At 59.7% G+C, this 1,763-nt stretch carries 2 protein-coding genes and 1 pseudogene; all 3 read left to right on the top strand.

The window, feature by feature from the left end; translation table 11 throughout:
* On the top strand, positions 1-629 hold a 629-nt coding region (locus tag AF337_RS11985; protein WP_244471226.1), incomplete at its 5' end, for an extracellular catalytic domain type 1 short-chain-length polyhydroxyalkanoate depolymerase.
* A gap of 453 nt (positions 630-1,082) precedes the next feature.
* Entirely contained in the window at positions 1,083-1,556 is a 474-nt protein-coding gene (locus AF337_RS11990; RefSeq protein WP_049732316.1) for an Hsp20 family protein, read from the top strand.
* A gap of 74 nt (positions 1,557-1,630) precedes the next feature.
* A pseudogene (locus AF337_RS45305) lies at positions 1,631-1,763 on the top strand (DUF982 domain-containing protein); the annotation flags it as partial.

Below are 1,763 nucleotides of genomic sequence, written 5' to 3' on the forward strand. Positions count from 1 at the left end.
CGATCGCTCGCGATCGGGGCGAACTGATGTCGGTGCGCCAGATGATCGAATTCACTTGCAACCGGCATCGGATCGACCGTTCCAGGATCTACCTCGCGGGACTGTCGGCGGGAGGCGCGCTTGCCTCTGTCCTGGTTGCGACATATCCCGGATTATTTGCGGGAGCCGCTATTTTCGCCGGCATGCCGCTGGGGGCCGCCAGGGATGCGATGTCGGCCGTGCGTGCGATGAAATCCGGTGTGTCGCGCTCGCCCGGTGACTGGGGTGATCTTGTTCGCAGAGTCTCGCCCGACCATAAAACCTGGCCGCCAATTTCGATCTGGCATGGAACAGATGACAGGGTGGTGAATTCGTCCAACGCGCGAGCGTCCGTCTCCCAATGGCTCACGGTCGGCGGGATCAACGAGGATGCCGGCAGAACGATCTTAAAGCCCTGGGGTGAGCTGACCCAATGGAGGTCCAAAAATGTGGTCCAGATGTCATTTTATTCGCTGAAGGGTTTCGGACACGGATTGCCGGTCCGCCGCTCGGCCAGGGAGGGTCAAACAGCGCGGTTCGATCCATACATTATCGACGCGGGCATTTCTGCGCCGCTGACGTTGCTGCGCACATGGGGATTGAATGGCTGAAGAGGTGACCCGGGCGGCCCATTGAGTCAGCGTGGCGATCGCCGTTTCGCATCCACGGTCGAGGTTGGTCGAAGCCGACGCTCGCAGAGTTGCGGACGGCTCGCCGCGATTCGAAATCCACGTGGCAGGCGGGAGAGCGCAAGCAGGAGGACATTTCTACCGGTGAGAGAACAGGAGACCGCCCTGGAGGAGGTTCAGCCTGCCCGCCGCATTGTCCTGGACCTCGCGCAGGCCCTTATGGGATGCATGCTGCAAGTTGCCGTCCCGCTGCAGCGCAGCTTCCATCAAAAACCGGCGCCCGCGAGAACGAGCAATTTTTCCCGCGTCGGCTCTTGAATCCTGAAAACCGAAAAACCAAATCGATTGCCGCCAGCCGCTGAAGTCTGGGCTGGTCTTGCTGGAAGCGCCGACTTTCGGCCTTCCGTACCATGTTGCTTCAAGGAGGATATGGCTATGGCAACATCTTACGACTATGCACCTCTCTTTCGTTCGACCGTCGGCTTCGACCGGGTCTTCAATCTTCTTGAAAATGCCCAGCGTGCCCGTTCGATCAGCGACTGGCCTCCCTATGACATTATCAAGACGGGTGATGACAACTATCGGATTTCGATCGTGGTGGCAGGCTTTGCTCAGGATGATCTCGACATCACTTTCCAGTCCAATCTTCTGACCGTCATCGGCAAGAAGCAGGAGGTGGCCACGGACGGCTACCTGCATCGCGGCATCGCCGGCCGCCCGTTCGAACATCGCTTTGAGCTTGCCGATCATGTTCGGGTCAAAGGAGCGGATCTCAGCAATGGTCTCCTGTCGATCCATCTCGTTCGTGAGATCCCCGAGGCCCTGAAGCCGCGGAAGATCGCCATCCAGAGCGATGCCGCTTCGACATCTGCGGGTCCCGCGCAGATCGAAGCGCAGAAGGCGGCTTAACTCTGCGTTGTCCGCAGAACAAGGGCGCCGTCGCTCGGCGCCCATCGACATTCCGGGTTGGGAAGGAGAGAGCGATGAAACCCGATATGTTCAAACAACCTGTGCCCATCCTTGTTGGCCTTGGTTTTCCGGCCAAGGTCCGCAGCGTCATGGACGCCTACAGGCATCTTTCCGAGTGGCCTCCCTCGCTCAGGGATGCCGCGCAGC

Source organism: Rhizobium ecuadorense (assembly GCF_001187535.1).
Lineage (GTDB): Bacteria > Pseudomonadota > Alphaproteobacteria > Rhizobiales > Rhizobiaceae > Rhizobium > Rhizobium ecuadorense.

Coding starts and splice junctions, on each gene's coding strand:
- AF337_RS11990 (WP_049732316.1), top strand. CDS start 1,083: ATGGCAACATCTTACGACTATGCACCTCTCTTTCGTTCGACCGTCGGC.